We start from the raw sequence: 12,874 nt of genomic DNA on the forward strand, positions 1-12,874 counted from the left end.
AGAGAACTTTGAAGGTGTTAAGCCCCTAACAAGCTTTGACCACAAACACGTACCACGTTACCATTAATACCTGTCGATGCCGATGAAGCAAAGTAAGCAATGGTTTCTGCAACGTCTACAGGTAAACCACCCTGACTCATAGAGTTCATACGACGACCTGCTTCACGAATGGCAAAAGGAATTGCAGCAGTCATTTGCGTTTCAATAAAGCCAGGTGCAACGGCATTAATCGTGATCCCGTTGTTTAAAACAGGTGCGGTAAATTTCACGACACCAATCACGCCAGCTTTAGATGCTGCATAGTTGGTTTGACCCAAGTTGCCTGCAATACCTGAAATTGAAGATACGCAAACGATACGACCATTGGCATTTAAACCATCATTTGCCAATAAGTAATCGTTCACACGCTCAATTGCAGACAAGTTGATGTTAATGACTAAATCCCAAAGCTCTGGTTTCATATTTGCCAAAGTTTTGTCACGGGTAATCCCCGCATTATGCACAATAATATCCAAACCACCTTGCGCAGCGGCAGCTGTTTTAATTTGCTCGCCTGCATCTGCAGCAGTAATGTCAATTGCTAGCGTTGAACCACCAATTTCAGCAGCAACACGGTCTAAATCTGCTTGTTGTTGTGGAACGTCTAGGCAAATAACGTGTGCACCATCACGTGCCAACACATGCGCAATCGCTTCACCAATACCACGGCTTGCACCTGTCACTACAGCAGTTTTACCTGCCAATGGTTTTGCCCAATCTACCTCTACAGTTGCAGCATTCGAGACACGGATCACCTGACCTGACACATAAGCTGAACGTGGTGAAATGGCAAAACGTAACGTAGATTCTAAGTTTGCTGCAGCACCTTGATCGACATAAATTAAGTTAGCCGCAATGCCTTTTTTAAATTCTTTGCCTACCGATTTTACAAAACCTTCCAAAGCGCGTTGTGCAATGGCTTTTTTTACACTGCCTGCAGTTTCTGGTGTAGTACCAATCACCACCACGCGACCAGAAGCCTGAATTTGACGTGCGATTGGGTTAAAGAAATCATAAAGCGCTTTTAATTGTTCTGAGTTTTCAATACCTGAAGCATCAAACACCACCACTTTAAATTTAGATTCTTTATCGCCCGAATTGAACGCACCTAAATTTAAACCTACTTTTGCCGCAGCTTGTTGCAATTCTGCATTGTTGCCTGCATAACTATTGGCATGTACATTGGCTAAAACCTGTGCAATTTCAGCAGATAAATCACTTGCAGGGGCTGCACCTAAAAGTACTGCACCTTTTACCACTGGTGTTGCAGACTCGAAACGATCTAAAAAAGTTGGGGATGGTAAACCCAAATTTTTAATGACAAATTTACCAATAGGAGATTTTGCAAATGTTTGGTATTGATCAGTCATGATTATTATCTCTCATAAATTCATTTTTTGATGGATTACACGATATCTTTTAACATCAATATGATGCCAAATGCCCACATTTCAATAGCGTTACCCGTTTGTGCTAAATCATACTTGAGTTAATTATCAGATGTCTTGACCTGAATGCATTCTGCAATGTCATTGTAGTCAATTCAGCTGTCATACTATTGTGCTAATGTACGCATCAAGTAGACCCTTAACATGCTTGGAAAAGCCTTATGAGCAAAACAACTCAAGAAAATCCAGCAGTGGAAAATTCTGCAACGGATTCTGTGTCAAATACATCAACTGCTAAACGTACAAGCAAAAGTAGCAACACTGCAACCCGTTCCAACACGAGTACGACAAAAACTACACGTACCCGCACGACTAGCCGTGCTAAAACAACTGCTTCAACGCAAACAAAAGCACCATCTAATACCAATACCTCTGTTCAACAGGATAAAATTATGAGCCAAAACACTGTTCGCCGCGTTGCTATTATCGGTGGTAACCGTATTCCATTCGCACGTTCTAATGGCGCTTACTTTACTGCATCTAATACAGATATGTTTACAGCAGCATTAAATGGTCTTGTTGAACGATTCAACTTACAAGGTCAGCGTTTGGGTGAAGTTGTTGCAGGTGCAGTGCTCAAACACAGCCGTGACTTTAACATGACTCGTGAGTGCGTACTCAATACTGCCCTTGCTCCTGAAACACCTGCTTACGATATACAACAAGCATGTGGTACTGGCTTGCAGGCTGCTTTTTTAGTTGCGAATAAAATTGCACTGGGTCAAATCGAGGTTGGTGTTGCAGGCGGTGTAGATACGACTTCTGACGCGCCAATCGCATTTGGCGATGGTTTGCGTAAAGCATTGCTTGAATTGAACATTGCAAAAACAGGTAAAGACCGCTTAAAAGCATTAACCAAAATCAACATTAAAGATTTAATGGATGCGCCACGTAACGGTGAACCACGCACAGGTTTATCAATGGGCGACCACCAAGCCATTACTACGTTGGAATGGGGCATCTCTCGTGAAGCGCAGGATGAGTTAGCAGCTTCATCTCACCAAAAAATGGCAGCTGCCTATGACGAAGGTTTCTTTGATGATCTCATCACGCCATTCTTAGGTTTAGAACGTGACAATAACTTACGTGCAGATTCTACTGTAGAAAAACTAGCGAAGTTAAAACCTGCTTTTGGTAAAGGCGACGCGCGCACTATGACGGCGGGTAACTCGACTCCACTAACCGATGGTGCATCTTGCGTATTACTTGCCTCTGAAGAATGGGCAAAAGCCAATGGTCACGAAGTCTTGGCATATTTGACTTTCCAAGAAACTGCAGCAGTTGATTTTGTAGGCAAAAAAGAAGGTTTGTTGATGGCACCTGCGTACGCTGTTCCACGTATGCTTGAACGTGCTGGTTTAACATTACAAGACTTCGATTATTACGAAATTCACGAAGCGTTTGCATCTCAAGTCTTGTCGACCTTAAAAGCATGGGAAGATCCAAACTTCTGTAAAGAGCGTTTAGGTTTAGATGCACCTTTAGGATCAATTGATCGTAGCAAATTAAACGTTAAAGGTTCATCTTTGGCAGCAGGTCACCCATTTGCAGCAACAGGCGGACGTATTATTGCCACTGCGGCGAAACTTCTGAATCAAAAAGGTTCAGGTCGCGTATTGGTGTCAATCTGTGCAGCAGGCGGTCAAGGTGTAACAGCCATTATTGAAAAATAATTCTGCCTAGTTCCAATTTAGATAGCAATAAAAGCCACTTGATTCGCTCAGGTGGCTTTTTTATAGCGCTTAATTTATAGCAGCTCACTTTTAATTAGCCACTAGCGTTTTATCTGACTGAATGTTGCGGAGCATAACCCAATTTCGCTTCGATATGGTCATAACAATATTGAAAAATAAAGGTATAGAGCAAAATACTGAGCGTCATCAATAAATCAATCAAAATTGCCTGCAGCATGGATATTTCTAGTGCATACGCCACCATGGGAATAGTGGCGAGCATTAAGCCACCTTCAAAACCAATTGCGTGTAAAACGCGTATTTTAAAAGTTCTGTGTAGCTGGTGTTGCGCTTCAAACTTTTCAAAATAGTGATTAAACAACATATTCCACAGCACCGATGTCACCGCCATCGCAATGCCTAGACCACCTGTCACTTGCATTGGCATTTCAAACACATAACTTAATGCCAAAGCAATGATGACCAATAAAATCACTTCATAACTCAGGGCATGTACCCATCTTCTTTTGGAAATCAACATCTGCTTACTCAAATACTTATCCTTCCCCACTTATTTTATTTTCATTTAATTGACCAATCGAGTTAGAATCCATCAATAATATTGAAAGATAAAAGCCAACCTCTGTCATGAATATCAATCAAGATCAGCTGATTATTTTTATCACCGTCATGGAAACGGGTTCTTTTTCTGCAGCTGCACGCCAATTGGGCAAGGTGCCTTCGGCAATTAGTATGTCCATTGCTAATTTAGAAATTGATTTAGACCTAAAACTGTTTGAACGGATTGGGCGTGAACCTTTGCCTACCCCACAAGCGCAGAGTCTTTACGAAAAAAGCAAACAACTGCTCATAGAAATGAAGCAATGGAAACAACATGCTTTTGCGCTCAGTTCTGGGCTGGAAGCACACTTAAATATTGTGGTGGTGTCTGAATTACTACACACTCGCTGGACAGATTATATTGTGTTACTAGAACAGCAATTTCCTGAATTGCAGATCAATATTTTCTCTGCGCCACAAGAAGATGCACTGCATTTACTCATGACTCAAGCAGCGGACTTGGCCTTTATGTTTGAACGCGAACAATTACAAAGCAGTGAACAATTTGTGGAATTAAAACGTGAAATTTTAGTGCCTGTCGCTGCCCGACATTCACCGCTGGCTGAATCTGATCAAGTCAGTTTTGAACAGATTTTACAAAATCGGCAAATTGTAGTGGCGAGCCGTGATCGGCAGATTAAACCCGAGTTGTTATTTTCTAAGCACTATTGGCGTACCGATAATCATCATTCTGCCTGCAGTATGATTAAGCAGGGTTTAGGCTGGGGTGTCTTGCCCTTGGAAATGCTGAATGAACATCCTGAACTACAACACGAATTAAAAATTTTACAGCTGCTAGATTTCACCCCAAAATTTGAATATTTTGTCGATTTGGTCTGGAGCCGAGAACATCAATTGGGCGCTGCTGCTCATTTTTTGATTAATCACGTCCGAAATCTGAGAAAAACTGGTAAATAATCCACAAACCCTCTTACTTGGTACTTGGGTTAAAAGCTGTTTGTGATATAACTGAATGTATAAGCAATAACCTAAGAACTAGATCTCGAATGACACAGACAGCCTTAAATCAATTAAAAAACTTAACCACCATTGTTGCAGATAGTAGTGACTTGGCTGCGATTGAAAAGTTTCGTCCTTTGGATGCGACCACCAACCCATCACTCATTACGGCGGCTGCCAATCAACCTGAAAATAAAGCGTTGATTGAAGCTGCATTTGAGCAAGCCAAAGCTGAAGGTTATACAAATGATCTATTGGTTGAGCGCAGCATTGATATTTTAACGGTCAAATTTGGTGTAGAAATTTTAAAGCTGATTGAAGGTCGTGTTTCGACTGAGGTAGATGCTTCTTTGTCTTATGACACTGATGCAACCATTGCCAAAGCCAAAGAACTTTTAGCACTGTACCAAGCTTATGGTGTTCATTCAGACCGCATTTTGATTAAGATTGCATCGACATGGGAAGGCATTCAAGCGGCGAAAGTGTTGGAAGCCGAAGGCATTCACACCAATTTAACCTTATTGTTTGGTTTACATCAGGCACATGCTTGTGCAGATGCCAAAGTGACGTTGATTTCACCATTTGTGGGTCGTATTTTAGATTGGTATAAAAAAGCTGAAAATGTCATGTACTACCCTATTGAAAAAGATCCGGGTGTACTTTCGGTGAAGAAAATTTATCAATTCTATAAACAGCATCAAGTACAAACTGAAATTATGGGCGCGAGTTTCCGTAGTATTGATCAGGTTTTGGCTTTAGCTGGTTGTGATTTATTGACCGTTGCACCAAATTTATTGGCAGAACTTGAAGCTGATGAACGAGAAGTCGCTGCAGCGTTATCGACCAATGGCATTCAAGTTCAAGCTGAACCACTGGCAGCAATTGAAAAGGAACAATTCAAAGCGCAACTTGAGGCAGATTTGATGGCGTTCCAATTGTTACAAGGCGGCATTGATGGCTTTATTAAAGCGCGTGAGCAACTTGCCACCCTATTACGCCAGTCTTTCGGCTTAGATGCAGAGATTAAAGCTTAAGCTTTAACCTATCCCAGTAAAATTCCAAAATTTTTACTAAGCCACAAAACCGATGTTGTTATACTGCAACATCGGTTTTTATTTAGGTGAGTTTGCGTGTTTGGTATTAGTGACCTCAGCACTTTTATAATTGGCACAACCTTAATTGTGCTCTTGCCTGGCCCAAACTCACTCTATGTCATGTCAGTGGCTTCACGCTTTGGGATACGCACAGGCTATGCAGCTGCTTTCGGTGTATTTACGGGTGATCTGATTTTAATTGTGTGCACCATTTTAGGGGCAGCCTCATTATTGCATGCTTTTCCATGGCTATTCACCTTATTAAAAGTAGTTGGTGCGCTCTACTTAGGCTATTTAGGTATTAAACTACTGATTGCAGCCTATAAAACATGGTTTCCACAAACCAGAACTTCGCACGCCAATCTTTCTACAACAGCAACGAGCAATACAACTGAACGGGTTCATCCCTACCGAACTGCTTTAATGATTAGCGTTATTAACCCAAAAGCAATTTTGTTTTATTTGTCTTTTTTTGTGCAATTCGTCAATCCTGATTACACCTACCCGATGCTGAGCTTTGCTGTTTTAGCCATCGTCCTACAAATCATTAGCATGGGTTATTTATCTATCTTGATTTTTTCAGGAGTCAAATTAGCCAGTTATTTCAATCAACGCTATAAAATTGCAGCCATTTGCGTTGCAAGCATTGGTATTTTGTTCTGCGGTTTTGGCTTTAGACTGGCAAGCTCAACGCTATAAAAAAAGTATAAAAAACACTTTTGACTATTTGTTCAAATGTGTATGATCTGTTCATAAATTATAGAAAGTATGTCTAAGAAAGCATGCAAAAACTTTTAAATGACTTCTCTGTGCCTGCAGTATTTGCAGGTTTTATTACCTTCTTGGTCGGTATTAGTGTTTCCGCGGTTTTAGTCATTCAGGCAGCACAAATTTTAGGCGCAAGTGCTGAGCAAATCAGCTCTTGGTTTTGCGCGTTGGGTTTAGGTATTGGTCTAAGCGGGCTGATTTTATCTTGGAAATTTAAATATCCTGTGGCGACCTCATGGTCTACCGCAGGCTTGGCACTGATTATCGCCACGGGCAGCGGTTATAGCTTACACGAAGCAATTGGCGCATTTTTGTTTTGTGGCGTACTCACAGCAGTTCTTGGCTTTTTGGGTATTTTTGAAAAGGTACTGACTTATATTCCACAGAGTTTAACCAGCGCCATGTTGGCAGGTGTGCTGCTTAAATTTGGAATTGCCCTATTTACCAGTCTGCAAGAAGCATGGGCATTTATTTTGTCTTTATTGGCAGCCTATGTATTGGCAAAACGATTTAGCCCGCGTTATAGCATTGTTTTAACTGTATTGATTGGGGTCGCGTTATGCCCAATCTTCTTACAATTTCAAATGCCCAGTGTGCAATGGAGTATTGCACAACCAGTTTGGATGCAACCCGAATTAAGTTGGTCTGCTATTTTAGGTTTAGCCCTGCCTTTGTTTGTCATTAATATGGCGTCGCAATATTTGCCCGGTCTTGCCATGATCAAAAGCTATGGTTTTAACCCAAATGTACGTCACTTAATTGGTTGGACAGGCACAGCACAAGCTATTTTTGCACCATTTGGATGTTTTAGTGTCAATATCGCATCCATCAGTGCTGCTATTAGCTTAGATGATCAATCGCATCCCGATGCCAGTAAGCGCTATATTGCGGGAATTAGCTGCGGTTTGTTTTATATCTTGATGGGGATCTTTGCTGCAACGCTCACCAGTTTGTTGATGTCATTCCCAGCTGTTTTTATTACTGCTTTGGCAGGAATTGCACTGCTTGGCACTATTGGACACAACATCGCCCTCGCCTTTCAGCACGTTGCAGAGCGTGAAGCCGCTTTATTGACCTTTTTATTTAGTGCTTCTGGGGTGCAGTTTTTTGGTATTGGTTCTGCATTTTGGGGACTGATTTTTGGTTGTGTGGTTTTGGCAGTTTTAAAGTTTAAACAAAGCAAAAGCTAAATAACTTAAGCAGTTAAAAAACACTTTTTCTGAAGCATCGTATTGATTTATTGTATGCGCGATACATTAGGGTCTGCTGTGCTTCGGATAAATTCTACTGTTTTAGCAAAAGTTTGCTGGCTTTCTTTTTGGTGCATAAAAAATTGATATTCGTGAATTAACCATGCTTTTGTATCTGGATAAAATGCTGTCGTCACAGGAATCTGCTGTTGCTGTAAAGCATGCAGCATCGGCATAGATTGAGTTTCTGTTAAAAAGTCTTTGTTACCACCACTGATAAATACCGCAGGATAGTTTGCCGTTAAATGTTGAATAGGCGAAATATTCTTCAGAAATTCACTGTCCTGTTTCCGATCTCCCGTGTAAGCCTGCACCAAATTATAAACACCCCACTCTACGATATTCATTTCATCTGGCGCAGTTTCAACAAACGCTTTTAGATCATAAATCCCGCAGTGCAAAATCAGCCCTTTAAGTTGTTTGTGCTGAATAGTCGGCTGTAAATTAGACTGCTGTGCAAATGCAGGATTACTCAATAATGCGGCATAATGGCTAGCTAAATTGGCCCCTGCAGAATCGCCTGCTAAATATAATTGTTGTGGATTAAGCTGATATTTTTCTGCATGTTGCGTGATGTAATTTAAAGCCTGATCAATTTGTTGCAACTGAGTAGGATAAGTTGCATGCGGGGCAAATTGATATTGTACGGCAATTACATTAAAGCCCTGCGCGGCTAATAATTTAAAATAGCCACGTGCGTGGGCTTTTGAACCTGCAATCCAGCCACCACCATGAATCCAGACAATTGTCGGGCGTGCAGCTAAATCTTGCAATTGACTGTCTTGATACAAGTCAAAACTCAAATTGGGCTGCGTTGCATACACAATATCATGCTGCACTTTTATGTTTTTGGGTGCATAGCGATCCATGATTTTTTGCTGCAAACCTGTGGTGAGATTAAATGCACTAGCAATGATTCGACTGTTCTGCTGCGTGGTTTGACAAGCACTTAACAATATAAAACACAGCAACATCCAAAATAATTTCAAACCACATTTCCCTCAAGATTCATACGCCCAATTCAAACCCAAGTTATTCAAAACATTTGGGGCTGTTTATTTTGCAAATTTAGCAGCTTATTTTATCGTATAGCCTTGCCGTTGAGTTGAGTAAATTCATCATCTTCAGCTTATCTTTTCTTTCAGCAAATTTGGCGAGTAATTAAATGAATTATCAATCTTTTTTTCAGATTTTAAATTGAACCTATATTGACTATATGCTATCAATAAAGTGTAAGGCGAATAATCATAATTTCTGGAGTTACCCGCATGTCGTACCAAAATATTTTAGTCCCTGTAGATGGTTCACAAATTTCTTTTTCAGCGGTCAAACATGCAGCTGAAATTGCCAAAGTATTTAACAGTAAACTCACCTTAATTAGCCTTGTTGCGGAAGACCCATTTACTGATTCTGACTTTTACTATAATTATTCATCTGCCATTATGAAAGAATACTTTGTGCAAGCGACAGCCAATGCACAAAAGGCATTAAAAGAAGCAGATGAAATTGCGAAAGCAGTGGGTGTAAATGCAGAAACTCGCGTGGTTGAGGGTTTGGTATCTGCTGAAGGTGTAATCAAAACTGCGAAAGACTTAAATGCCGATGTGATTGTGATGGGTTCACATGGTCGTAAAGGTTTCCAAAAATTATTATTGGGTAGCTTTGCCACAGACGTATTACGTCATACAGAATTACCTGTGCTTGTAGTTAAAGCTTAATCACTATTTTAAGCCATATTTTCATCATAAATTTTTAATAAGGATTTGCCATGACCACTTATAAACACTTACTTGTTCCAGTAGATGAGTCACCTATGTCTTATGCTGCAGCCGAACAAGCACTTTCATTGGCAAAAGATCTAAATTGCCCTGTTACTATTATGAGTGTAATTGCAGTTGATCCTTTTGTAGGCGTGGACTTCTACAAAGTTGCACCAGCAATTACCGATTATTTCATGCAGGCTGAACAAAATGCACAAAATCGTTTGGCTGAAATTCAGCAATCCTTTAGCCGTGAAGGTATTTCGGTAGATACCAAAATTATCCGCGGTGTTGCAGCCTCTGAAGGGATTGTACAAATTGCCAATGAAATTGGTGCTGACCTGATTATTATGGGTTCGCATGGCCGTACTGGAGTGAAAAAGATGATGCTCGGTAGCGTTGCCCAAAACGTACTGACTCAGTCTCCTGTTCCTGTTTTGATTGTTAAGGTTTAATTCATTACCAACTGTGCTCTGCCACAGTAAAAGATAAAATAAAAAAATCCCGTTCGCCAATGAACGGGATTTTTCTGGATAAAACTTTTAAAAGCTTTTCTAAATTACATATTATGCAATCCAGTTTAGCTAGGTTGAATATTCATTTCAGACCAAAACTTAATTAACCCGATGCGGTAAACGGAACATTTCATGCGTATCGGTATAAAAACTGCGACCATCTAAATTCAGTTCAATTTCCTGACCACATTCCAACAACACATGTTTTCCGACTTCGACCCATTTAAAACCATCACGGGTATTTTGCTTTTTCTTTGATGCCACCAAAGACACCATAATTTCGCGACCATTCACTGCTTTCGCAAGCATTGTTTGCATTTTTTTCAATATTTACACCAATTCATTTATAACTTACAAATCAAGCTCAAATTAAAATTTTGAGCATAGTTTTTAATACAACAACATTCATCACACTTAATTTGCAGTGCATAGAAAATAAATGCAGCACAGCATGATGATGAATAACTACGAGAGAATAGAGATATTTTTATTGTACAAGTTATATTATAACATAGATTTAAAGTCTTTGCAGCATGGACTACAAAGTTGTAAAGATAAACTTAATAAAACAAAAATTTCTTAATCAAACCTTAATCATTTTCGTGAGATAATCTACCCCAAACACAATGGATGGTGTTTGATCGCACAAGCCCACTTCGGTGGGTTTCTTATTAGGCTAACTAAATAACGATAACAAACTTTATCTTTCTGACGTTTATCTTCTGATTTTTTATCTACAAATTTCAAAAATAAAAAAGAGTATGGATTTTTTTAACCCATACTCTTTGTGTGCGACTACGCTACTCCATTAGCGCATAGTCACAAATTCTTCTGCAGCAGTTGGATGAATTGCGACAGTATTGTCAAAATCTTGCTTGGTCGCGCCCATTTTGACCGCGACTGCAAAACCTTGCAAAATTTCATCCATGCCATAGCCAATACCATGCACGCCCACGACTTTCTGTTCATCACCAACGCAGACCAATTTCATTTTAGACACTTGACGATGCTGAGTTACAGCCGTGTACATTGAGGTAAAAGAAGATTGATAGACTTTGACCTGATCTTGCCCAAACTGTTCAATGGCTTGCGCTTCACTTAAACCCACCGTACCAATAGGCGGATGACTAAAGACCACCGTGGCAACATTTTGATAATCTAAATATTCATTTGGTTTGTGATTGAATAAACGTTCAGACAATTTACGTCCTGCGGCAACAGCAACGGGTGTCAGCTCAATTTTTCCAATAATATCGCCCACCGCATAAATACCTGCTTGGCTGGTATTTTGGAATTGATCTACTGCGATATATCCTTTTTCATCAATCTGCACATTTGCAGCAGCCAAGTTCAATGCTTGTGTATTTGGTTTACGTCCAACTGCCCAAATCAGACAATCGACCTCATGCTGTGAACCATCTTCAAGATGTAATAACAAAGACTGATCCGCTTGGCGAGTGACTTTCTTTGGAATGGCTTGCGTATGCACTTGGATATGTTCATCACGCATACATTCAAGTAATGTTTCACCTAAAAATTGATCTAAACTACGCAGCGGCAATTGTTTACGAATAAACAATCCAACTTCTGAACCCAACCCATTTAAAACACCTGCTAACTCTACGGCAATATAACCCGAACCGACAATTGCCGTGCGTTTTGGTAATTGTTGCAATTCAAAGAAACCGTTTGAATCAATTCCTAGCTCTGCCCCTTCAATATCTGGACGTGTTGGCTCAGTTCCTGTGGCTATTAAAATGTGATCTGCAGTGTATTGCTGCTGATTTACTTCAACTGTTTTTTCATTTACAAAACGAGCAAAGCCCTGAATCACATCAACATTGTTTTTAGCTAAACCTGATTGATACGATGCATGGATACGCTGAATATAAGCTTGACGATTTTGAATTAACGTATTCCAATCATGCGATTTTAATTCAGTATTAAAACCATAATCTGGGCCGTATTTTTGAATAGCATCGGCGATTTGCGCAGAATACCACATCACTTTTTTAGGCACACACCCCACATTGACACAAGTCCCGCCCAAATCTGCAACTTCAATTAATGCACATTTTTTACCATATTGCGCCGCGCGATTGGCCGAAGCAATACCACCACTTCCTGCCCCAATTACCAAATAGTCATAATGTTTAGCCATTTCATGCCTCAATTTTTCGTGATTTTTTAGATACTCATCTGCAGAAATTCAGCGCAGAAAAACATTCATTTTCATCAAAACTAACACATAAAACTGCATTTCCCAAGTCAGCCATATTGTCTAAATACACAAAATCGACACACTGTCATTCAATTGATTTCACTGCCAATAAAACTGACTATTCACTTAAATTTTACGCTTTTAAGGCTATAATATAAATTTGATTTTTTATCATTGGGGTCAATGTGAAGCAGTGGGTTTACGTTCTGATATGTAGCTTTATCACTTTCGGCTGTTCCCCATCCCAACCGTCAGATCAAGCCCCAAGCATGTTTGATGAACTCGATCTCATCAATACCAAAATGAATGAAATCTTGCTTCGCGATTTAGATAACTATTCTGCAGATGAGCGCAAACATATTATTTGTGAAGAATATACGCAGATTTACAAACATGAATATATGCCAATTGTACTTAAAAATTCTAAACCTGAAGATCGGCAATATAACGAGAAAAAATTACTTGCTGAATTAAATGAAACTTACACCAACTATAAAAATGAATATCAAATTCGCTGTGACTAAG

The 12,874-nt window shown here is 39.9% G+C and carries 13 protein-coding genes; 8 read left to right on the forward strand and 5 right to left on the reverse strand.

Annotated features, from left to right (window positions below; all coding sequences use genetic code 11):
• Positions 1–17: 17 nt before the first annotated feature.
• Positions 18–1,409, reverse strand: a complete 1,392-nt coding sequence (locus FTU98_RS06630; protein ID WP_154320698.1) for a 3-oxoacyl-ACP reductase — start codon at positions 1,407–1,409, stop codon at positions 18–20.
• A 239-nt stretch (positions 1,410–1,648) separates the two neighbouring features.
• Between FTU98_RS06630 and FTU98_RS06635 the strand changes: the two genes are divergently transcribed.
• Entirely contained in the window at positions 1,649–3,160 is a 1,512-nt protein-coding gene (locus FTU98_RS06635; RefSeq protein ID WP_104852102.1) for an acetyl-CoA C-acetyltransferase, read from the forward strand.
• A 109-nt stretch (positions 3,161–3,269) separates the two neighbouring features.
• Here FTU98_RS06635 and aceI read toward each other — a convergent pair whose 3' ends face one another.
• Positions 3,270–3,701 carry a chlorhexidine efflux PACE transporter AceI gene (gene aceI, locus FTU98_RS06640; RefSeq protein WP_179996420.1) on the reverse strand — a complete coding sequence of 144 codons (432 nt, stop codon included), beginning with the start codon at positions 3,699–3,701 and terminating at the stop codon, positions 3,270–3,272.
• 107 nt (positions 3,702–3,808) lie between these two features.
• On the opposite strand from aceI, the gene FTU98_RS06645 reads away from it, so the two are divergent.
• The 4 genes from FTU98_RS06645 (at position 3,809) to FTU98_RS06660 (ending at position 7,793) form a co-directional block, all read left to right on the forward strand.
• Positions 3,809–4,699, forward strand: a complete 891-nt coding sequence (locus FTU98_RS06645; protein ID WP_004973259.1) for a LysR family transcriptional regulator — start codon at positions 3,809–3,811, stop codon at positions 4,697–4,699.
• 89 nt (positions 4,700–4,788) lie between these two features.
• Positions 4,789–5,775, forward strand: a complete 987-nt coding sequence (gene tal, locus FTU98_RS06650) for a transaldolase (RefSeq protein ID WP_136144603.1) — start codon at positions 4,789–4,791, stop codon at positions 5,773–5,775.
• Positions 5,776–5,871: 96 nt separating this feature from the next.
• Positions 5,872–6,534: a leucine efflux protein LeuE gene (gene leuE, locus FTU98_RS06655; protein WP_004973255.1), complete on the forward strand. Its 663-nt coding sequence runs from the start codon at positions 5,872–5,874 to the stop codon at positions 6,532–6,534.
• A gap of 83 nt (positions 6,535–6,617) precedes the next feature.
• Positions 6,618–7,793 (forward strand): benzoate/H(+) symporter BenE family transporter, encoded by a 1,176-nt coding sequence (locus tag FTU98_RS06660; protein WP_096900889.1) that lies wholly within the window; start codon positions 6,618–6,620, stop codon positions 7,791–7,793.
• 47 nt (positions 7,794–7,840) lie between these two features.
• Here FTU98_RS06660 and FTU98_RS06665 read toward each other — a convergent pair whose 3' ends face one another.
• Positions 7,841–8,827 (reverse strand): alpha/beta hydrolase, encoded by a 987-nt coding sequence (locus tag FTU98_RS06665; protein ID WP_180050806.1) that lies wholly within the window; start codon positions 8,825–8,827, stop codon positions 7,841–7,843.
• Positions 8,828–9,121: 294 nt separating this feature from the next.
• Between FTU98_RS06665 and FTU98_RS06670 the strand changes: the two genes are divergently transcribed.
• Complete coding sequence (locus FTU98_RS06670; RefSeq protein WP_004973248.1) at positions 9,122–9,571, forward strand: universal stress protein; 450 nt, start codon at positions 9,122–9,124, stop codon at positions 9,569–9,571.
• Between the two features lie 50 nt (positions 9,572–9,621).
• Positions 9,622–10,068, forward strand: coding sequence for a universal stress protein (locus FTU98_RS06675; RefSeq protein ID WP_004973247.1), 447 nt, complete (start codon positions 9,622–9,624; stop codon positions 10,066–10,068).
• A 159-nt stretch (positions 10,069–10,227) separates the two neighbouring features.
• On the opposite strand, the gene FTU98_RS06680 is transcribed toward FTU98_RS06675, so the two are convergent.
• Together FTU98_RS06680 and gorA are read right to left on the reverse strand one after the other, a co-directional pair.
• Positions 10,228–10,446, reverse strand: coding sequence for a hypothetical protein (locus FTU98_RS06680; protein ID WP_004973244.1), 219 nt, complete (start codon positions 10,444–10,446; stop codon positions 10,228–10,230).
• Positions 10,447–10,936: 490 nt separating this feature from the next.
• Positions 10,937–12,289 (reverse strand): glutathione-disulfide reductase, encoded by a 1,353-nt coding sequence (gorA, locus tag FTU98_RS06685; RefSeq protein ID WP_096900890.1) that lies wholly within the window; start codon positions 12,287–12,289, stop codon positions 10,937–10,939.
• 245 nt (positions 12,290–12,534) lie between these two features.
• Here gorA and FTU98_RS06690 point away from each other — a divergent pair, with 245 nt between their 5' ends.
• Positions 12,535–12,873 carry a hypothetical protein gene (locus tag FTU98_RS06690; protein ID WP_143228668.1) on the forward strand — a complete coding sequence of 113 codons (339 nt, stop codon included), beginning with the start codon at positions 12,535–12,537 and terminating at the stop codon, positions 12,871–12,873.
• Position 12,874: the final 1 nt, after the last annotated feature.

The organism is Acinetobacter sp. YH12211 (genome assembly GCF_013418015.1).
Classification (GTDB): Bacteria; Pseudomonadota; Gammaproteobacteria; order Pseudomonadales; family Moraxellaceae; genus Acinetobacter; species Acinetobacter towneri.